Source organism: Nocardia sp. NPDC051030 (genome assembly GCF_040683015.1).
Taxonomy (GTDB): domain Bacteria; phylum Actinomycetota; class Actinomycetes; order Mycobacteriales; family Mycobacteriaceae; genus Nocardia.
On sequence record NZ_JBFBCD010000002.1, the window covers coordinates 905084 to 924459 of the forward strand.

At 64.4% G+C, this 19376-nt stretch carries 13 protein-coding genes, 6 tRNA genes and 3 pseudogenes; 9 read left to right on the forward strand and 13 right to left on the reverse strand.

Annotation, left to right across the window (positions count from 1 at the left end):
• Positions 1–379 precede the first annotated feature (379 nt).
• The gene (locus AB0N05_RS08845) at positions 380–3523 is read left to right on the forward strand and encodes a BTAD domain-containing putative transcriptional regulator (RefSeq protein ID WP_364689388.1); all 3144 of its coding nucleotides are present in this window, start codon (positions 380–382) and stop codon (positions 3521–3523) included.
• Here AB0N05_RS08845 and AB0N05_RS08850 read toward each other — a convergent pair.
• Positions 3507–4304, reverse strand: coding sequence for an ABC transporter permease (locus tag AB0N05_RS08850; RefSeq protein ID WP_364689391.1), 798 nt, complete (start codon positions 4302–4304; stop codon positions 3507–3509). The genes AB0N05_RS08845 and AB0N05_RS08850 overlap by 17 nt on opposite strands.
• Positions 4301–5245 carry an ATP-binding cassette domain-containing protein gene (locus tag AB0N05_RS08855; protein WP_364689394.1) on the reverse strand — a complete coding sequence of 315 codons (945 nt, stop codon included), beginning with the start codon at positions 5243–5245 and terminating at the stop codon, positions 4301–4303. Before AB0N05_RS08855 ends, AB0N05_RS08850 begins: the two co-directional genes overlap by 4 nt.
• A gap of 88 nt (positions 5246–5333) precedes the next feature.
• On the opposite strand from AB0N05_RS08855, the gene AB0N05_RS08860 reads away from it, so the two are divergent.
• Positions 5334–5996 (forward strand): PadR family transcriptional regulator, encoded by a 663-nt coding sequence (locus tag AB0N05_RS08860; RefSeq protein WP_364689397.1) that lies wholly within the window; start codon positions 5334–5336, stop codon positions 5994–5996.
• A 1-nt stretch (position 5997) separates the two neighbouring features.
• Here the strand turns inward: AB0N05_RS08860 and AB0N05_RS08865 are convergent, their stop codons facing one another.
• Positions 5998–6648, reverse strand: a complete 651-nt coding sequence (locus AB0N05_RS08865) for a hypothetical protein (RefSeq protein WP_364689646.1) — start codon at positions 6646–6648, stop codon at positions 5998–6000.
• A gap of 54 nt (positions 6649–6702) precedes the next feature.
• Positions 6703–6972, reverse strand: a pseudogene (locus AB0N05_RS08870) (MerR family transcriptional regulator); the annotation flags it as partial.
• A gap of 135 nt (positions 6973–7107) precedes the next feature.
• Here AB0N05_RS08870 and AB0N05_RS08875 point away from each other — a divergent pair.
• Positions 7108–7587: a phosphoglycerate mutase family protein gene (locus AB0N05_RS08875; protein ID WP_364689400.1), complete on the forward strand. Its 480-nt coding sequence runs from the start codon at positions 7108–7110 to the stop codon at positions 7585–7587.
• 51 nt (positions 7588–7638) lie between these two features.
• On the opposite strand, the gene AB0N05_RS08880 is transcribed toward AB0N05_RS08875, so the two are convergent.
• Positions 7639–8175 carry a hypothetical protein gene (locus tag AB0N05_RS08880; protein ID WP_364689403.1) on the reverse strand — a complete coding sequence of 179 codons (537 nt, stop codon included), beginning with the start codon at positions 8173–8175 and terminating at the stop codon, positions 7639–7641.
• 457 nt (positions 8176–8632) lie between these two features.
• Here AB0N05_RS08880 and AB0N05_RS08885 point away from each other — a divergent pair, with 457 nt between their 5' ends.
• Positions 8633–9595 carry an NADP-dependent oxidoreductase gene (locus AB0N05_RS08885; RefSeq protein WP_364689406.1) on the forward strand — a complete coding sequence of 321 codons (963 nt, stop codon included), beginning with the start codon at positions 8633–8635 and terminating at the stop codon, positions 9593–9595.
• Positions 9596–9655: 60 nt separating this feature from the next.
• Here AB0N05_RS08885 and AB0N05_RS08890 read toward each other — a convergent pair.
• Together AB0N05_RS08890 and AB0N05_RS08895 are read right to left on the reverse strand one after the other, a co-directional pair.
• Positions 9656–9727: transfer RNA gene (locus AB0N05_RS08890), tRNA-Val, on the reverse strand.
• Between the two features lie 17 nt (positions 9728–9744).
• Positions 9745–9817 (reverse strand) — tRNA-Gly (locus AB0N05_RS08895).
• Between the two features lie 223 nt (positions 9818–10040).
• Between AB0N05_RS08895 and AB0N05_RS08900 the strand changes: the two genes are divergently transcribed.
• The gene (locus AB0N05_RS08900; protein WP_364689408.1) at positions 10041–11234 is read left to right on the forward strand and encodes a glycosyltransferase; all 1194 of its coding nucleotides are present in this window, start codon (positions 10041–10043) and stop codon (positions 11232–11234) included.
• A 180-nt stretch (positions 11235–11414) separates the two neighbouring features.
• On the opposite strand, the pseudogene AB0N05_RS08905 reads toward AB0N05_RS08900, so the two are convergent.
• Positions 11415–12311, reverse strand: a pseudogene (locus AB0N05_RS08905) (STAS domain-containing protein); the annotation flags it as partial.
• Between the two features lie 295 nt (positions 12312–12606).
• Here AB0N05_RS08905 and AB0N05_RS08910 point away from each other — a divergent pair.
• Positions 12607–13386: a VOC family protein gene (locus AB0N05_RS08910; protein ID WP_364689411.1), complete on the forward strand. Its 780-nt coding sequence runs from the start codon at positions 12607–12609 to the stop codon at positions 13384–13386.
• A gap of 62 nt (positions 13387–13448) precedes the next feature.
• Here the strand turns inward: AB0N05_RS08910 and AB0N05_RS08915 are convergent.
• The 3 genes from AB0N05_RS08915 to AB0N05_RS08925 all read right to left on the reverse strand — a co-directional run bounded on the left by AB0N05_RS08915 (position 13449) and on the right by AB0N05_RS08925 (position 13719).
• Positions 13449–13523 (reverse strand) — tRNA-Val (locus AB0N05_RS08915).
• A gap of 25 nt (positions 13524–13548) precedes the next feature.
• Positions 13549–13619 (reverse strand) — tRNA-Cys (locus AB0N05_RS08920).
• Between the two features lie 28 nt (positions 13620–13647).
• A tRNA-Gly gene (locus AB0N05_RS08925) sits at positions 13648–13719 on the reverse strand.
• Between the two features lie 470 nt (positions 13720–14189).
• On the opposite strand from AB0N05_RS08925, the gene AB0N05_RS08930 reads away from it, so the two are divergent.
• Together AB0N05_RS08930 and AB0N05_RS08935 are read left to right on the forward strand one after the other, a co-directional pair.
• Positions 14190–14264: transfer RNA gene (locus AB0N05_RS08930), tRNA-Val, on the forward strand.
• A 97-nt stretch (positions 14265–14361) separates the two neighbouring features.
• On the forward strand, positions 14362–15099 hold the full coding sequence (locus tag AB0N05_RS08935; protein ID WP_364689414.1) for a hypothetical protein: 738 nt from the start codon (positions 14362–14364) through the stop codon (positions 15097–15099).
• A gap of 12 nt (positions 15100–15111) precedes the next feature.
• On the opposite strand, the pseudogene AB0N05_RS08940 reads toward AB0N05_RS08935, so the two are convergent.
• Positions 15112–15909 (reverse strand): annotated as a pseudogene (locus AB0N05_RS08940) (recombinase family protein); the annotation flags it as partial.
• A 1430-nt stretch (positions 15910–17339) separates the two neighbouring features.
• Positions 17340–18476, reverse strand: coding sequence for an IS630 family transposase (locus AB0N05_RS08945; protein ID WP_364689417.1), 1137 nt, complete (start codon positions 18474–18476; stop codon positions 17340–17342).
• Positions 18477–18722: 246 nt separating this feature from the next.
• Here AB0N05_RS08945 and AB0N05_RS08950 point away from each other — a divergent pair, with 246 nt between their 5' ends.
• On the forward strand, positions 18723–19361 hold the full coding sequence (locus AB0N05_RS08950) for a helix-turn-helix domain-containing protein (RefSeq protein ID WP_364689420.1): 639 nt from the start codon (positions 18723–18725) through the stop codon (positions 19359–19361).
• The last annotated feature ends 15 nt before the right edge of the window (positions 19362–19376 follow it).

Consider the following 19376-nt stretch of genomic DNA (forward strand, 5'->3'; position numbering starts at 1 on the left):
TGATATAGACCTGACATCGACCTGATAGCCGCCCCGAACCCGTGTTCACCCTGGTCAGGGCAGTCGACGAGTGGCCGTGTCCAGCCGCCTCGGCTACTCCGACACCGCCGCAGTCACGCGTACCGCCGCTGGCGCAGCCCACAGGTGAGCGTCCCGGTCTTGTCGAAGGCGATCGAGCGGACGCGGCAACCACCCCGTCCCGCCTCGAGTCCCAGTCTTTTCAGCGAGCGGGACATGAGCCGGGGTTTTGTCCGTTTACCCCAGCCTCATGTCCCACTGAACGTGTTTTCCTTGTGCGCTTGGCGGGAGGTTCGACGCTTATGCCCCGGATGCGCTGTTGGTGGTATGTCACGGCAGAATGGGCGCGGTGCAGATCGGGATGCTTGGACCACTCGAAATCCGGGGCGATGACGGTGGATTGATCGAGGTGCCGGGCGCTCGGTTGCGGGCGCTCTTGATTGCCCTTGCGCTCGAGGCCGGGCGGGCGGTGCCGAAAGCGACGCTGGTTGATTGGATTTGGGGGGAGCAGCCGCCCGCTGATGCGGCGAATGCGCTGCAGGCGCTGGTTTCCCGGCTGCGCAAGGTGCTGCCGGACGGGTCCCTGGATGTGCAGGCGGGTGGGTATCGGTTGACGGTGCCGCCGAATGCGGTTGATGCCATGCGGTTCGAGCAGCTTGTCGACCAGGCCCGGGGTGGGGACGACTCGTATCAGGCGCAGGTGTTGCGTGAGGCGGTCGAGCTGTGGCGCGGGGCGCTCATGCAGGACGTCGGCGTGCAGGACAGTGAGGCCTTCGATGCGACGGTCACTCGGCTCGAAGGGTTGCGCCTCGCGGCCATGGAAGACCTGTACGAAGCGGAGATCCGGCTCGGCCGGGGACCGGAGCTGATCACCGAGCTGACGGAGCTGGTGGCCCAGCACCCGATGCGGGAGCGGCTCGTCGCCTCGCTCATGCGGGCACTGGGCACCGCGGGCCGCAGCAATGAGGCGCTGGTCGTGTACCAGCGGGCCCGGACGGCGCTCGATGACGAACTGGGCGTGGATCCCTCACCGGAGTTGTCTGACCTGCACGTCGCGCTCTTGCGCGGCGAAGTGGGAGCGCGGGAGACCGAACGCAATACGAACCTGCGGGCCGAGCTGACCAAATTCGTCGGCAAGCATGCCGAAATCGCGGCCGTGCGCGACCTCCTCGCGAACCATCGGCTCACCACCTTGACCGGTCCCGGCGGTTCGGGGAAGACCCGGCTTGCCCTGGAGACCGCGCGGACCCTGCTCGATGATCTTCCGGACGGGGCCTGGCTGGTCGAACTGGGATCCGTCGGCGCGGGCGGCGATATGGCGCAGGCGGCGATTGCCGCGCTCGGGTTGCGCGATGCGCTGCTCGGTGCGAACGCGGAACCGATGGACCGGCTCATCGCGGCCATTCGCGAACGCGAAACGCTGCTGATCCTGGACAACTGTGAGCATGTGATCGACGCCGCGGCGGCGTTCGCGCATCGGCTGCTGGGGGAGTGTCGGCGGGTGCGGATTCTGGCCACGAGCCGGGAGCCGCTCGGCATCACGGGTGAAGCACTATGGCAGGTAGGGCCTTTGGCCCTGCCCGCCGAGAACGCGGACGTCGCCGATATCGAATCCTCCCCGGCCGTACAGCTTTTGCGGGATCGCGCCGGTGCGGTGCGCAAGGATCTCGGGTCCGATGCGCACACGCTGGCGAGCATGGCGCGCGTGTGCCGGGCGCTCGACGGAATCCCTCTCGCAATCGAATTGGCCGCGGCGCGCTTGCGCACCATGTCGCTCGATCAGCTCGCCGATCGGCTCGACGATCGATTCCGGCTGCTCACCGGTGGCAGCCGTACCGCGCTGCCGCACCATCGGACCTTGCGCGCGGTGGTCGACTGGAGTTGGGAGCTGCTCACCGATGCCGAACGGATGGTGCTGCGCAGGCTCGCGGTGTTCTCCGGTGGCGCGAGTCTGGAAGCGGCCGAACGGGTTTGCGCGGACAGTGTCGATGAGGACGGGAAGAACGTCGCGGTCGAGGAGTGGGAGGTGCTCGAACTGCTGACCGCGCTGACCGAGAAGTCACTGCTGCTCGGCACGGCGGACAGCGAGCCGCGCTATCGGATGCTCGACACCATCAGGCAGTACGCGCGGGACCGACTCGTGGAGTCGGGGGAAGCGGATTCGATACGGCGAGCGCATCTTTCATACTTCACCGAGCTTGCCGCCACCGCGGAGCCGCGCCTGCGCCGGGCCGATCAGGTGGAATGGCTCGCCAGGCTCGACGCCGAGCACGACAATATCGCGGTGGCCATGCGTGGCGCGCTCGCGGCCGGGGACGCGGGTGGTGCCATGCGACTCGCGGGTGTGGCCGGTTGGTACTGGTGGCTCAGCGGCCGCAAATCCGAAGGCCTGGAATTGATCACGGCGGCCGCCGAGCTACCCGGCGAGGTGGACGACGATGCCCGGGCACTGGTCTACGGGCTGGTTGTGCACTTCATGACCTCCGGGCCCAATGACGAGAACCAGGTGGTGGAGTGGATTCACAAGGCCGCCCGGTTCGACCGGCCCGATCACACTCGGCACCCGGCGATGGGGTTCATCGGTGCGCTGGAACGGTTATTGCAAGGACCGGACGCCATGCTGACCGCGTTCGAACCGCAACTCACCGACGACGACCCCTGGGTTCGTGCCCTCGCCCGGCTGCAAATGGGCAAGATGCGGACGCTGCTCGGCCTGCCCGGGCGTGAAGCCGACGAGTATCTGGAGGCGGCGCTCGCCGAATTCCGGGCACTCGGTGAGCGGTGGGGGATTTCGTTCGCGCTCACCGAGGTCGCGGAACGAATCGCCATGCGCGGCGAATTCGCGCGTGCGTGTGAGCTTTTCACCGAAGCGGTCGCGGTGGTCACCGAGGTCGACGCGCTCGACGATGTGGTCAGGATGCGGTCGCGGCAGGCTCAAATGTATTGGCTGCTGGGTGATTCCGAGGCGAGCGCATTCGCGATGGCGGAGGCGCAGCGTTGCGCGGATCAGGCCGCCTGGCCGAACTCGCTGGCCGTATTGGCGCTGGAGAAGGCGGAGCTGGCCCGCTGGCGCGGTGACACCGAGCAGGTGCGCCACCAAATCGGTATCGCCACAGCCCTATTGGGCAGCGATGTGGATGTGCCGAACGTGAGTGCGTCGATTCACACCCTGCTCGGTTACATTGCCGACGGACTCGATGAAGCCCGCGAACACTTCACAGTCGCCTTTCGAGCGGCGGTCGAGACCGGGCATGCGCTCTCCATTGCCCGGGTACTCGTCGGGATCGCGGACCTGGCGCTGCGGGACGGACAGGACGCGCAGGCCGCACGACTGCTCGCCGCGAGTGCCGCGCTGCGCGGACTGGCCGATCGTTCCCAGCCGGACGTTGCCCGCATCGAGCAGCAAGCACAAAGTCGCCTCGGCGAAGAAGACTTCACCGAGGCGACCGAGGAAGGTGCGCGGGCCAACTGGCAGGAACTGGCCGAGCTCACGCTCGCTTGCTGAAAGTGGCACGCGACCACACGTATCCGAGAATGGCGAACCCGGCGGCCCAGGCCAGCGCCGCGGCGGTGTAGCCGCCGGACGGATTTCCGGAGAGAAACCCGCGCAGGGATTCGATGATCGGGGTGAACGGCTGGTACTGCGCGAACTGCCGCACGCCCTGACCCATCTGATCGGCCGGAACGACCGCGCTGCTCAAGAACGGCAGCATGATCAGCGGCACCACGGCCATGCCCGCCGACTCCGGGGTCTTCGCGGCCATGCCCAGCGCGACGGTGAGCCAGCTCGCCGCGAACGAGGTCGCCACAATGAGGCCGATCGCGCCGAGCCAGTCGGCCGCGCTCGCCGAGGGACGGAATCCCAGTGCGAAAGCCACACCGATGACGGCCAGGATGGCAATCGCATTGGTCAGCATGGTCGCCACCACATGCCCGGTCAGCACCGCGCCACGAGAGACATCCATGACCTTGAAACGGTTGATGACGCCCCTGGCCATATCGGAACTCACCGACACCGCGGTGCCCGACAAGCCGTAACTGATGGCCAGCAGGAGCATGCCCGGGGTCGAATAGTTGATGTACTCCTCACCGACATTGAAGGCGTTTCCGAAGACGTACACGAAGATCAACATCATCATGACCGGCATCAGGGCCGCGTTGAAAACCGTGACCGGGTTCCGGGCGATGTGTTTGAAGTTGCGGCGCAACATGATTGTCGAATCCCCGAGTGACGCGGCAATGCTGCTCGGAGCGGACGTGGCGCTGGATGCGGTGAGAGTGCTCATTGTGCTTCGGCCTCCGTGGTGGCGTGCCCCGTCAGGGCAAGAAAGACATCGTCAAGGTCAGGGGTGTGAATGGAGACGTCATCCGCCTCGATCGAATACTCGGCAAGCCGATCCAGCAGCGCCCGAAGGCTTTTCGTGCCGCCATTGCCGGGCACCTGCAAGGTCAGCGACTCCGGATCCGGAGTGGAATCGGGCAGCACTCGCGCCGCCGCATCCAGCTGCGTGTGATGAGCGAAGCGCAGTCGAATATGGCTGCCGGGCACCCGGCGCTTGAGATCATCGGCGGTGCCTTCGGCGACAATACGGCCCTGGTCGAGCACCGCGATCTTGTCGGCCAGCTGATCGGCTTCCTCCAGATACTGCGTGGTGAGGAAGATAGTCACGCCACCACTCGTCAACTCCCGCACGATCTCCCACATCGTGCGTCGGCTACGCGGATCCAGGCCGGTGGTCGGCTCGTCCAGGAAAACGACGGCGGGCTTGGTAACCAGCGTCATCGCCAGATCCAGCTTCCGGCGCATGCCACCCGAGTAGGTCGCCGCCCGCTTACCCGCGGACTCCAACAGGTCGAATCGCTCCAGCAGATCGCCGATGACCCGCTTGCTCTCCGCGCCCCGCAGCCGGTGCAGATCCGCCATCAACCGCAGGTTCTCTTCACCCGTCAGCAGATCATCCACCGCCGCGAACTGCCCGGTCACGCCGATGGCCGCCCGCACCGCCTTGGTCTCGGAGGCAATATCGTGCCCGGCAACCGAAGCCGTGCCCCCATCCGCCGTCAGTAGCGTCGTGAGCACATTCACCGTCGTGGTCTTGCCCGCTCCATTCGGACCGAGCAGCGAGAAGATGCTCCCCGCCTCAATATCCAGATCAATGCCATCGAGGATCACCTTGTCCCCGTAAGCCTTGCGCAACCCCGAGGCCGCAATTGCTGTGCTGTTCATGTGGACTACTGTCGCCAGCCCACCTGATATCGACCTGACATGAACCTGACACACCTCCTGACATGCGCGTGAGGCGTACGGTGAGGCGGTGGCACCGGCATTTTCGCGGAACAACGCGCTGGCACTGGCCGTGTTGACCGTGCTCTGGAATGAACCGATGCACCCCTATCGGATGATGCAGGTCCTCGAACAGCAGCGAAAGGACGACGACGTCCACCTCACCGTCGGTGCCCTGTACTCCCTCGTGGAAGCACTGATGAGGCACGGACTGATCGAAGCGGTCGGCAGCGAGCAGAACGGGCATCGCCCGCCGCGAACCGTGTACGCGGTGACCGACGAGGGGATCGAGGAAGCCTCCCGGTGGATCCAAGACCTGCTGTCCCACCCATCGAAGGAGTACCCCAAGTTCACGGCGGCACTGACTTCCCTGGCATTTCTCCCGCCACAGCAGGTGGCCGAGCTACTCCGCATCCGGGTCCAGCATCTCGAAGAGTCCGCCGATGAACTCGAGAACATTGTGCGGCACTCGGGGCTCCCCGAAATCCTGTTGGTGGAAAAGGAATACGCCGCCACCCTGACCCGTGCGGAACTGACCTTCACCCGGTCACTGATCGATCGGATCGAGTCCGGGGCGTTGAGCGGAGTGGCAGCCTGCCAATCCCTGCACAACCGTCTTGCCGCTCGCGGAACCAAGCGGCCCTCCGCAGACGAGATCCACGCCCTTACAATCGAACTCGGTCTCTCCAGCTGAACTATGCGTCAGGCTTGGTGGAGTTCGCCAGCGCGTCGTACACCCAGTTGTGGGTTTGCCCCACGGTGATGCGAGGTCCGAGAAGCTGTCCGGTCAGGGTCCAGTAGCGGTGAATGCGGTGGTCGGTATCGGTTGCGTCGGTGAGCAATTGGGCGCGGAAGCGGGGGGAGTCGCGTAGGCCTCGCGCGTGGGCGTGGGCGGTGACGAATCGGTCAAGTTCGCTGCCACGGTGGGGTCGCACGCCTTCGGCGACAAAGGTCACCACATCGGTCATGACGTCGCCCACCTCGGAGTACAGACCTTGCCAATCGCGGATTGTCTCCGGCCGATCCCGCCAGAGTTGTTGTTGCACAGCACTGGTCATTCCGGGGTCGGCGACCAGCGCGGCCAACTCGGCATACGCGACGACCTCCTCGGGTGACGGATCGGCGGGCGGTTCCGGCACATTCCACCCCACGTAGATATCGACTTCGCGCCGAGGTATCGATCTCAGAATGTCCCCCCAAAACCGCACCAGGCAGTCATGTACCGCACCACCATCCTGCGAGGCGGCCAGCAGCCTGAGCCGCTCACCCCGCTGCGCCGGACCGGCCGCCTCCACCGCCCGCAGCGAAGCCCGCCGCCACGCCAGCGCCCTGAATTCGACATCCACCCGAGCACTCTCAGCCGCAACGGCCTCCGCGATAGACCGCTCCCCGCGCAGCACCTCGGCAATCGCCCCCAGCCCAAGCCCCAACGCCCTCAACCGCCGAACCAACAACAACCTCTCCCCGGCACTCTCGGCCTCGAACATTCGATGCCCGCCCCCACTTCGCCGCACCTCCAAAATCCCCTCATCGCAATAGAACCGAATCGTCCGCACCGCAACCCCACTCCGCCGCGCCAACTCCCCAATACTCACCAACGCGCCGTCTTGCCTATCGTCAATGCTCAAAAGCCATCCAATGCTCCGGATTCGACAGTCCACCTTCCCCATCGGCGGTCACAGCCAGATCGTAACGGCGGCACATGAAGTGCGATCGCGGCTTCAGGAGGCGTTCATTGGACGGGCGCGAGGATGTCCGCTGCGGGTAGGGTCCGATGATCGCGGTTGGTTGTGCGGGGGTTGCTTGTGACGGTTTTGGTAGTGCGGCATGGTCTTTCGGAGGCCAATAACAGGGCCAATGTCGGGACAGCGGCGTTCGGGGCTGCGGATGCGCCATTGATGGTGCTCGGTCATCAGCAGGCTCGTGCGGTGGGTGTGCGGTTACGTGATCGGTACGGGCTGGCGCCGGATATCGAGGTGGCGGTGTCGACGATGCTCCGGACTCAGCAGACCGCCCGCTCGGCCGGATTCATCCGGCAGACTGTCCATCCGGCCCTCGACGAGGTGCGCCTGACCGATCTCGCCGAGACACGCCGTGCGATCGACGCCGAGGAATTGCCCGAAGCGGCCCGCGCCGCAGCCGCGCGGGTGCTGGAAAGGCCACCGGCGCAGAGGGTTTGGTTCACCCACGGTCTGCTCATCGCCGCCCTCTGCGCGGCACTGGACTTGCCGTCGGCTTCCCGGTTCATTCCTCGGTTCTGTGAGATCCGGGAATTGCCGCTCTGAGCCGGGACGTAGCCTCGGTCCACCCCGAGGGATGGACCGAGGCGGTCGATGTCAGGCGATTGTCGCGCTGAGCACCTGGTAGCTGCCCGCGCGGAAACCACCCACGATGCAGCCGGTGACCGCTGCCGGGCTGACCTCCGGTGGTCCGGTCACGAGCTGCAGTGTCCGGCCCGAGCCGAGGCCGCCGACGATCTTCAGATGATTGGTCGCTTGCTGACCGAGCGTCCATTCCCAGGTGCCGACCAGATGACTGTTCTGGCCGTTATCCCAGACGACCAGTAGGTCGGCGCGGCCGCCGCGGCTGCCGTAGCAGGTGGCCGCCGGTTCGAAGGTGGTGCCGAAAATCGTTCCGACGCCGATATCGGTGGGAGCGCCGTGGCAGGTCACCAGGTGTCCGCCGATATTGCTGGCGACCGGCGACTGGGAACTGCCGGTCAGTCCGGGACCGTTCGCCTGCCATTCGATCGCGCCCGCGATGCAGTTGCCTTGGTCCAGATCATCGGCGGATGCGGTACCGGCGGTGAACGCCGCAGCGATCAGAAAAGTCGCTGTTCCTGTTGCAATAAGGGCATTTCGGATTTTTGACATGCGCTGCACCTCTCTCGAGATCATCAATGATCAAACTGAGTGGCGACGAACATTGTCCTGCATCAAGGCTACGACATCATGATCACTGCTTGGGTACTGGGTATCCGGCGCTGGGGCCGACTGGCATCGGCCTGATCGAGAGGGGCTGGGCACGTGGATATTCCGATGCGATGGCACTGCCTGATTCGACCGCGGCGAGGGAGTGCTGCCCAGTTACTGGACGGGCGAACAGGTTCCGTCGGTTCGGTCTGTGCGGCATGCGGCTCGGGTGGATGTTTCGTGCGACGGAATCTGGGTATCGGGATCTTCCACGTCGAGGTCGGTTGCGTGCTGCGCAAATATTCCTTGTCAATGTTGCGCTGCACGTGACGCCCGGCCGGGCCAATACTGACTCTCAGGTGTTCTCGGCAGCGGATGCGCAGCGCCGACCGCCACTCACCAAGACAGGAGCCCAATCATGCCCAGAATCGTGCGCCCGACCGCCTACGGCACACCCGATGTCCTCGCCGTCACCGAGGTGCCGATCCCGCGCGCGGCCGCCGACGGCGTGGTCGTCCAGGTCCGCGCCGCAGGGGTCAACCCGATCGACTGGAAGCTCTACAGTGGCGCCTTCCACGACGTGGACGACAACCACAAGGACGCCGCCGGAATCGCCGCCTCAATGCCTCAGATCGGCCTGGAATGTGCGGGCGTCGTCACCGAAGTCGGCGCGCAAGTCACCGATGTGGAGGTCGGAGATGAGGTCATCGTCTACCCGGTGACCGCCGCCTACGCCGACTACGTCACGGCCCCGGCCACATCGATCCTCGCCAAACCCGCCGCACTCGGATGGCCCGAGGCGGGGTCACTGATCCTGACCGGCGCCACCGCCGTCCACGCCCTGCACGCCGCCGGAGTGAGTGCGGGCGACACGGTACTCATTCACGGCGGCTCCGGCGGAGTCGGCCTGATGGCCGTGCAACTGGCCGCCGCCGGGGGCGCGACGGTCATCGCCACCGCCGCCGAACGCAACCACGCACTGCTACGCGAACTCGGCGCCATCCCCGTGACCTACGGCCCCGGCCTCTCCGCCCGCGTGAAAACCGCTGCACCCCAAGGAATCACCGCCGCCGTAGATTTCGCAGGTACCGACGAGGCACTCGATGTCTCACTGGCCCTGGTCCCCGACCCCACCCGAATCGCCTCGATCACCGGCTCACCCCGCCGTGCCGAGACCGGCATCAAACTACTCGGCTACGGCCCCGGCGAAGACGCGGGCGCAGACCTCCGCGACGCCGCCCGCGCCGATCTCATCGCACAAGCCGCCTCCGGCACACTCCGCGTCATCATCGACACCACCTTCCCCCTCGCCGAAGCCGCAAAAGCCCACGAGATCGGCATCTCCGGCCACGCCCCCGGCAAACTCGTCCTGATCCCCTGACCATCACACACGATCAGGACAGCAGAAAGGCCCGGCGCGAGCCGGGCCTTTCAATTCGAGTGCGCGATACTGGGATTGAACCAGTGACCTCTTCCGTGTCAGGGAAGCGCTCTCCCGCTGAGCTAATCGCGCGGGTCTATTCAATTAAGAGCGGATGACGAGATTCGAACTCGCGACCCTCACCTTGGCAAGGTGATGCGCTACCAGCTGCGCTACATCCGCATTTGCTCCCCGGGGGGCCCGAAGGCCGATCGGCTTGCGAGAGAGAACATTAGGGACAAAGGGGTCCGGAAAGCAAATCGGCTGGAAGCGGGGCGAATCGGAAGGTGTGGGGGAGGGGGCCGAACTCCTCGTCCCACTTCAACATATATCGCACGGCTACCCTTGCCGCAAGCCCCCGGTGCAGGTCTATAAATGCAGGTCGAGACAACCTGGAGGAGTTCCGATGCGTGTTCTGCTGTCGACGATCGGCTCGCGCGGCGAGGTCCAGCCCATGCTGGCATTGGCTGTGGAATTGCGGGAGCTCGGCGCCGAGGTGCGGCTGGCCGGGCCGCCCGATTTCCGTGGATTGATCGAAGGTTACGGGCTGGAGTTCGTGCCGGTCGGGCCCGAGGTGAGTACCTTCGACCAAACCAGCAGGCCCACACCGGAGCAGCGCCGCGCCATGATCACCGGCACCGTCGTCGATCAATTCGACGCGCTCCGCCCGGCGGTGCGGGACTGCGACGTCCTGGTCGGTCTGGGCGCATTGCAGATCGCCGCCCCCTCGATCGCCGAGGAACGCGGAATCCCCTGCGTCTACACCGCATTCGCCGCCAAGACCCTGCCCTCGGACCACCACGCCCCACCGCCGCTCGGTCTGGGCCTGGATTCGACCGCCGACTTCCGCACCCAATGGCGGCAGGACGCCGACCGCTGGAACGACATCTGGCGAGAGCCGCTCAATGCCCAGCGCGCGCAGGCCGGAATGACCCCCGTGGACGACGTCCAGCCCTACATATTCACCAAACACCCATGGCTGGCCTCGGACCCGATTCTCGACCCCTGGCCGACCCCCTCGGACCTGGATGTGTGGCAGCCCGGCGCCTGGCTGGTTCGCGATGAGCGCCCGCTGTCGGAGGAGCTGGAAGAGTTTCTCGCCGCGGGCGATCCGCCCCTCTATTTCGGCTTCGGCAGCATGCAGGTCGGTGCGGATACCAGCCGCGCCGCCATCGAAGCCGCCCGAGCGGTGGGCAGGCGCGCGATTGTCCTGCGTGGCTGGGCGGACCTGGCCCTCGTCGATGACGCGCCGGATTGCCTGGCCATCGGCGAGGTCAACCATCAGGCGTTGTTCCCCCGGGTCAGCGTGGTCGTGCACCACGGCGGCGCGGGCACCACAACCGCCGTCGCACGTAGCGGAGCGCCGCAGGTGGTCGTGCCGCAACGCTTCGACCAATTCCACTGGGCGAAGCGAATCGAGACTCTCGGTATCGGCGTCGCACACGCACCCGGCCAGCCGACCACCGATTCGCTCATCGAGGCACTCGATCGCGCGCTCACGCCGGAGATCGTGGCACGCGCAAGGGTTTTCGCGACTACCGTCCGAGGCGATGGTGCGGCCCGCGCCGCTCAGCAGATCCTGGCCCTCGAAAGGCTCTGAGCTCGAACGAAAGAGCCGTCAGGACCGCCGCTGCACCGGCCCCGACATGCGTAAAGACGGTGTGCGGTAACGAGATTGCGCCCGTGGCCGCGCAGGTGGAGTCGCCTCCGGCTCGGCCGTCACCGCGGGGGAGTTCCGATTAGCGGAAGTCCGCCCGGTCGCGGTCGAATTCGGCTGCGGGTCGGTCGTGCGGGTGACCTCGTAGCCCAGCAGATGCTCGGCCTCTTCGATACCGCCCTGCAGATCGCCGACAATCTTCCACTTCGACAGATCCAGGCTGATTGTCACCAGTGTCAAGGCGATCTCCGGCGACACCCCCGTAATGATGATGCTCGCACCCATCAGCCCACACGCATCGATGGTCTGCGCCAAGTGATTCGCGACGGTGGCGTCGATGGTCGGCACACCCGTGATATCGATGACCACCACCTTCGCGCGATTCCCGCGAATGGCCGAGAGCAACTGCTCGGTCAACTGCCGCGCCCGCTGACTGTCCAGCACACCGATGATCGGCAGAATCAGCAACTGCTCGCGCACCTGCAACATCGGGGTCGACAGCACCCGAATCGCTTCCTGCTGTTGCCGAATGATCCGCTCGCGCTCCTCCACGAACGACACATCCACCGTATTGGCAATGCGATTCGCCGCCGGTTCATACGCGTCGAGCACCCGGTTCAGCAGCTCGAAGTCGGACTGGTACTTCTCGAACAAGCTGCGCGCCAGCACATCCCGCAGCAGCAGAATGATCCCGAGCACCTCATCGGTCTCGACGCCCCGCGGAATAATGCGCTCGGACAGATTCCGCGCGTAATTGCGCAGCGCCTCGACCGCGCCGGTCTCCAACACCTCGACATAGTTGTCGTACACCGAGGTCGCCTCGGAGAAGATCTCCTCCGGCGTCATCGCCGTGAGCAGCCGCGCATCCTTGATGCGCATCGCCCACTCCTGCCGCAGCCCCGTGCGGTTCTGGCGTAAGTGCTCCACCAGCTCCGACAGCAGGCGGCTGGGTGCGGTGGTGGTGACCGCGTCAGCGAGTAGGACCGTCCGGTAGGACGACTCCTCCGACAGATCGGGCATCGTTTCGTCTCTCTGTGGAGCGTTACCCGGTATCTCGGATCCGGAGGACAGCAGATAATTCGATCCTATGCTTCCGCCGCAGCGGTGTCGCCACTTTCCGTTCCGGTCGTTCGTGTCGCGGCGCGGGAACCGTCAGACTACCGTCGTGCGGCACAGCCCTGCGCTGCCACCGCTGCGGGTCGTGCGACTTGCCCTGGTTTGGCCGGTTCGCCGCGTGTCGCCGACGGCCGATCATCACACTGAAACGCGAAGGCGCCGAGGCGGCTCGGCGTGAATCCATCGAAGGGGCACGTTCATGCTCACAACGGATTTTGTCACCGGTTCCCCCAGCTGGCTCGACCTGGGCAGTCCGGATGTCGATGCGGCCGTGCGGTTCTACGGCGCGGTGTTCGGATGGACCTTTGAATCCGCTGGGCCCGAGGCCGGCGGTTACGGCTTCTTCCGCAAGGAGGACAAGACCCTCGCGGGTATCGGTCCACTGACCGAGGAAGGCGCGAGTTCGGCGTGGACCGTGTACTTCCAGACGCCGGACGCGGAGGCCACGGCGAAGCTGGTCGAGCAGGCCGGTGGGACGGTCCGCGTACCGGCATCCGACGTATTCGACTCCGGGAGGATGGCCGCGTTCACCGACCCCGGTGGGGCCGAGTTCGCCGTGTGGCAGCCCAGCGCGGTCAAGGGATTCGAGCTCGCGTCGGAGCCGAATGCCCTGTGCTGGGTCGAGCTTCAGAGCGGCGACGCCACTGCCGCGCTCGCCTTCTACCGATCGATATTCGGCTGGCGTGCGCAGGAGATGGAAATGCCCGGCATGAAGTACACCGTGCTCTCGACCGCGGACGGCGATCAGCAGGATGCGTCGTTCGGAGGCATCACGCCGCAACCGACCAGGGACGCGGGTTCGGTATGGGCCGCTTACCTGGCCGCGGAGGATTCGGACGCGACGGTCGCAAAAGTTCTGGAGAACGGCGGATCGATCCTGATGCCTGCCACGGACGTCCCGGAGATCGGCCGCATAGCGTGGTTTGCCGATCCGTTCGGCGCATGGTTCGCCATCCTTCAGCCGCTGGCGCCGCAGTAGGGGGACGAGGCCCGACCCGGAAACGCAGAAGAGGCCCGGCTTTCGCCGGGCCTCTTCAATGTTGGTGCGCGATACTGGGATTGAACCAGTGACCTCTTCCGTGTCAGGGAAGCGCTCTCCCGCTGAGCTAATCGCGCTTGCTGGGGTTGCCTCTTGTAAAAGAGGCGGCGACGGGAATCGAACCCGTGTGCACGGCTTTGCAGGCCGTTGCCTCACCACTCGGCCACACCGCCAAGCAAGGCCGGTTCTTTATGGCCTTCGAGCGGATGACGGGATTCGAACCCGCGACCCTCACCTTGGCAAGGTGATGCGCTACCACTGCGCTACATCCGCATTTCGTCCCGGGGGCCTCTCGGCTGGTCCCGCTGACGAGAAAGAACATTAGCCGACGACCTGCACAGACAACAAATCGCCTGGTAAACCGGGCTAAATGTGAACTACACCCATGTAGTTTCCGACCCACCTGGTCCACCCCTGTTCACCCCAAGTCAATCCAAGCTGGCCCAACCGTCCACCCACCTGTCCCCCCAATCCCGCATGCTGTCCCGGCAGCCCCAAACATCCACGAGCATGCAGTGATGGAGGCATCGCCCGAGAAGCCCCCTCGCCCACCGCATGCTCACTGATGCCTTCTATATGACAGACCACCGCCAGCGTCCCTCCAGGGTCGCGTGTCGCACCAGGTCCCCCGTAAGGGCACGGTTTTCCCCCGTTTTCCAGGCGATTTGGTACCACGCCGGTACCCCGTGTTAATGTTTCTTCCCGTCAGGCACGGCAAACAACCGCCGGTCAGACACCCGCACGGTCTCATAGCTCAGCGGGAGAGCACTCGCCTCACACGCGAGGGGTCGCTGGTTCGATCCCAGCTGGGACCACCATAAGGGGCTTATTCAAACCAGCGTTCGCTCGCTGGCTTGGGTAAGCCCCTTTCGGCTTTCGCTGAGTCGGGCGACCGTGACAGGTGCGTCCAGCCTGGTGGAGATCGGCGAACAGGGGCCTCTTCTCGTCCGCCACCCGAGGCTCGATCGAGCCCGCTTGGTCATCGAGGTAGAAGCGTTGGAAGAACGTCTCGTTGAGGAGACGACGGACTTCGGGGCCGGCGTCGCGGTAGAGGACGTATGGGTCGGCGATGAGATCGAGGGCGTGTCGAAGTACGCCTACGCCGATGGCGAGCTTCTCGGAGGTGTTCGTCAGTCCGGCCTCGAGCCGTTTGCGTTCGTTCTTGAGCTCGATGAGCTTCATGCGAATCTTGGCCTGGGGCATGGATCCGTCGGCGAGGAGGTCGATCAGGCGACTTTCTTTCTTGTCGAGCTCTTTCAGCTGCCGGTTGAGGCTTGCGTGTGTGTCCCGGATGGTGGTCTGTTCGTCGGAGACGATCTCTTCCAGGAGATTTCGGCTCTCGGTGGCGAAGGCGCCGGGGAGTTGGAGCGTGCGGTAGTGCTCCTCGATTGCGTACTCAACCGTCTCGACGGGGAGGCTTGGGAGATCGCACAGGCCTTCTTTGCTCCTCTGGCAGGTGAAGTACGGGTACTTGTTGCCCGTGCGGTTGGTCACCCGGTTGAAGACCAGTCGCGTTGTATGCCCTGCTTCGCGGCACCGGGTGCACAGCAGGGAGCCCTTGAGGTAGTGGTTGTGGATTCGATCGCGATTTCCGTTGGTGCTGCGGAGGCGAAGGATGTCCTGGACGCGTTCGTAGAGGTCGTGGCTGATTAGCGGTTCGTGTCGTCCGGGATAGATCTGTCCCTTCCAGCTGACATAACCGATGTAGTACGCATCCCGCAGCATGTTGTGGAGGGTGGCGGCGGATACGGGTCGTGGATCCGGGTAGCGGCTAGTCGGCGGGGAAGTCAGCCCGCGATCGGCCATCGCTGCTTCGAGTTCGTCGAGCCCGCAGTCGCCGGTCGCGTAGAGTTCCCACGCCTGCACGACCAGCGGAGCGCGTTCCTCGTCGATCTTGATCGTGTTCACCTGGCGGCCTTCGAACAGGATGCGAGTGTTGATGTATCCGAGCTTGGCTCGATTGCACGTGCCGCCGTTCATCGCTTTGTTCAGCATCTTGATGCTGATGTCCTGGCCGGACAGTCTGTTCTGGGTGTCGTTGAAGATGTCGGTGATGGCGGCCATCATGTCGGCGTAGATGCCTTCGCCGAAGTCTTCTCGTGCCGAGATCAGCTTCACGCCCATGTTGTCGAGCTGTCGCCGGGTGACCGCGGCGTCGATGTAGTTGCGGAAGGCACGAGACCGGGCATAGACGATGACGTACTTGATCTCCGGGTGCTCGTGTAGGTAGGCAAGCATCTCTTGAAACGCGGGACGGTTCCCGACGGATTTGGCGGAGACGCCGGGTTCGACGAACTCTTTGACAATCCGGGCCGGCAGGTTGTCAGCTCGCAGGTCGACGACCTTGCGTTGGGTTGCAATCGAATTGCCGTCCGGGTCAATGTCTACGGCGGTATTCAGCTGCTTCTTGTCCGAAACGCGCAGGTATGCGACCGCGGGATCGGGGAGGCCAGCACCTCTCATGGACACTCCTCGACGTCATTGGTTTCTTTTGCCAGTGCAATGACGGCCCGGCTCAGGCGGCGTAGGTCCGGCGGGTCACGGCGGTCACTCTCCACTACGAGGTGGTGTTCGCGTGACTCCCCGATACGAGTGCCTCGGCGTTCACGCATCGCGCACCGTCCGGCCTGTAGCTGGGGTGCTGCTATTCCGAAAGTCATTGGCATCAGGCATCGTTAACCTCCTCCGTCTCAAGGTGGAACGCAAGCCCATATCGTTTGCTAGTAGATAGCCTGGAGTGGTCTGGTCCCGTCTTAAGGAGCCCGCAGGTGCGATGGTCGTAGTGACCATTTGCGACAAGACGGTTCAGCTGTGCAGATTTCGCGTTCCGCTCGATAACCAGGATCGCCGCATCAGCAGATGATGGGCAAGGCATGTACGAACACTCCATATGGGATGTGGAGCGCCTACTTCCGGGCGTGCAATTTGGTGTCGGCGGTCCTCGATCGAGGTACGAGTCAGCGCCGAAACTGCTGCGGCCAGTGGCGGTTCGAAATCAGCGATGCCCCAGGTCCTCATGCGAAGGACCTGGGGCATCACTGGATAATCGCCAAGGCAGTCGCCTGCATCTTTGACGCTAGGGAATGTACCGCTTCTCCAGACGGCAAATGGTCGGGGATCTATCGCGGAATCGTCCTAGTTCGCTGACCTTCGACGCCGACGGTGATGTGACCGATCATCGTGGGCAGATACCACATACCATATGTGATCTCATGCCTCATAACCCAGAGGTCGCAGGTTCAAATCCTGTCCCCGCAGACGGCGGACGGACCATTCGTGCCACCCAGTCAAGACCGCTTCCGCTCGTCTCAGCCACTATCATGAGGTCCGAATCCCATTGCGGGGGAGCGGTTGGCATTGTGCCAGCGGCTGGCTGCGCTGTTGTTCTGGTCGCATGGTTACTGGCTGTGGGACCGCCCAGGTTGGCGCTGAGGGAATTTGAACCTTGTACGTTGTTGTGCACAGGTTCAAATTCGAGAGTATCCATCGAAGCTCCAGTTCAGGAGGTCGCCGCCGCATGGAAAAGTTGGAGCTCCACCGCTTCTTCAGACCGAAAAATGACCGGAATCCTCCGGCCTGCGGAGCTGGGGCCAACTCGACTGCGGCCCGGGTTGTATGCCTACGAGGTGAATTGGCCTCCGTCGTCGGGCATGAACGACCCCACCGACGACGCGGCGGCGGCGCCTGCGCGAAGGCGTGCCCTGCCGGGCAACTGGTTCGATCAATGGGCGGGCTGAATGCGGGACGAGTTATGCGAAATCCGCAGGCGGTCCGTCATGTCACCAAGCATCGAAGAACTTGACATTTGCACTGAGATGCGTGCGCAATTAGGGACTTTGACACACTTTCCCTACCCACAGCCAGGCTGTAGGTGTTCATGCGCTAGTGCCTCGTCAAGCAACCTTCGGTAGGTAATCGGGGAGCCGGATCTTGGAGTTCACCGCGAACTCGCGTTTGGGTTTGGCGTGCTGGTTGTGCCAGCGAATGTAGGCACCGATCGCGGCGTCCTGCTCGCCGTGACTGCGGTGATCGGTGCCGTTCAACGCGAAGTAGCGCAGCGCCGCGAACTCGGACTCGATCCAGTTCAACCACGACGAATAGGTCGGCAGGAACACCAGTTCCACGTCGTTGGCCGCGGCCCACTCACGGACCTCGGCGCGTTTGTGCGGGGAGAAGTTGTCGACGATGACATAGAGCTTCTCCCCGGGCCAGCGGGCTCGCAGGGATTTCAGAAACGCCAGGAACTCGGTCCACCGCTTGCGATCTCGAATTCGGTAGTGGATTCTTCCGGTGGCCAGATCCAGGGCGCCGAGCAGGTGCCGCACTCCTTGGGTCCGGTGGTAGGTCGCGCGCAACCGTTTCGGTCTTCGTCGCGGAAACCAGCCACGACCAGCGCGGGGTTGCAGGTTCAAGGGCCCGAACTCGTCCACGCAGATCACCCGCCCGTCCGCGGGCGGGTGATCATAGAGGTCCAGGATGCGGTTCATCTTCGCGGTGAACTCCGGGTCGGTGCCGGCCTTCCAGGTCTTGACCGCCTGCCACGACACACCCTCGGCCTTCAAAATCTTGCGCACGGTTTCACGGCTGATCTCGGCGATCCCATTGGTCTGCAATACTTCCCGCAGTTTCGACAGGCTCCATGTCGAGAACGGCCAACCCAGGTCGCGGGGGCAGCACCGGGCGATGCAAGCGATGCGTTCACGCGTCGCCCGATCGACTTTCCTCGGCCTGCCCCCGCTCCATTTTGGGTCCAACGCCTCGAACCCCCGTTCGTTGAACTCGTGAATCACTTGCCGCACATAGGCTTCGGACACTTGCATCAACCGGGCTATCGCCGGGACCGGTTGCCGCTGCGCCGAGCACATCACCACGATCGCGCGCCGCATCCTGACCGGTTGCCTGCTCGTCTTCGTGATCTTCTGCAACCGTCGCCCCTCTTCCGGGGTCACCGCTCGCACAAACACTTCCGGTTTCCGAGCCACCGGCATCACCTCCACCGGCAGCTTCGCTGGCGGCGGGCCCTCGGGCAAACCGACACCCGGTTACCGAAGCAACCTTTCTGGACGAGGCACTAGACGCTAACCCTCGGTTGGGGGCCGGTCAAGGCGCTGAAAATTGGGCGATTCGGCCTGTGGTTCCAGGTTGTCGCCATCGTCGATGTTCGAGTGCCGACTCGATCTGTTCGGGCCGCGAACACCGATCCCCGCGTCGGAGGTCATAGCAGCGAATCCGCCTCAGTGTCTCAGCGCCACGGTCAGCGGGTTAGCCTGTGCGCTATGGAGGTAGCCGCCCTCGAGATTCTGCAACTGTTCGCCACGGCGCTCGGGGTGGCGGATCCGGAGTCTCGTCACCTGTTGGATGCCGCGCGGGCGGAGTTCATCGAACATGGGTTCCGGCGTACGTCGGTCGGGGATATCGCTCGACGGGCAGCGGTCTCGCGACCGACGGTGTATCGCCGGCTCGGTGACAAGGACACGATTGTGCGCGCCGTCATCGCGCGGGATGCCGTGGAGTTCATGGCGGGGATGCAGGAAAAGATCACGAAACTGAAGACGCCGACTGGGCGGATCGAAGAGGTGTTCGTGTTGGGGATGCGGATGGCGGCAACGCATCCGCTGCTTCAGGCGGTGGTGCGGTTCGATCCGGAGACAATGCCCTCGATGTTCGCGGCCCTCAATGATGCTGCGATGGGGATGGTGCGTGACATTGTCGCCTCCCTGCTCAATGACGACTCGCTGGGCGAGCTGGCCCTGCCCATGGAGGATGGGCGGCGGGTCGCGGATGTTCTGCTGCGTATCGCCGCCACCCACGTCATCGCGCCGAGCGAATTGATGCCGCTCGACACCGATAAGCGGACCCGTGAATTCGCCCGCACGTACTTCAATCCGATCATCGAATCAGTGCGGTCGGCTTAGCGAAAAAGGGGCGAA